This window comes from Agrobacterium sp. MS2 (assembly GCF_003261015.1).
Taxonomy (GTDB): Bacteria; Pseudomonadota; Alphaproteobacteria; order Rhizobiales; family Rhizobiaceae; genus Agrobacterium; species Agrobacterium pusense.
This window is the reverse complement of record NZ_QLNF01000091.1, coordinates 1-508: the sequence shown is the minus strand read 5'-3', so window position 1 is coordinate 508 and position 508 is coordinate 1. Positions and strand designations below refer to the sequence as shown.

The 508-nt window shown below is 55.7% G+C and carries 1 protein-coding gene; it reads right to left on the bottom strand.

Annotated elements, in window-relative coordinates; translation table 11 throughout:
* Positions 1-308: nucleotidyltransferase domain-containing protein (locus tag DOU54_RS26250; protein WP_193603469.1), on the bottom strand; the 308-nt coding region annotated here is incomplete at its 3' end.
* Positions 309-508 lie beyond the last annotated feature (200 nt).

Here is a 508-nt window from a genome sequence, read left to right as displayed (position 1 = left end):
AAGCTGTCGCGGATGATCCGGTCGGCCGCCTTGTACCAGAAGGTCGCATGATCCGTCAGCTTGCGATTGTTGACGATCACCAGCAAATCGAAATCCGAACGATAGCCCTTCATCGTATGCGGCTCGTCGACAAAGGTGCCGCGGGCGTAGGAACCGAACAGGACGATTTTGAGAATGCGCCCGCGCTTTTTGAAATCAGCGGTGCCCTCCCCGAGGGCATCCTCGAACTCCTCGTGCAGGATCTCCAGCGCACGGGCAAGCTCCTGTTGCTTTCTGTGCGGGATATGATCAAGGGAGGATCTCATCATGGAACAGGGTCTGGCTGGCTTCCGATTGTCGCGCCGGTCTGATCGCGCTTGTGGTATCCATGGACCTTATACGCTTCGCCACATTCATCAAATGGCAAAAGTGCCCGTCGATTTTTCGAGGCAGATAAACGGCTGGCGGCCAAAACCATGAATTGCACTATGGGGCAACAGGGGAAACGTCCCGAAGACGACATGAAGTG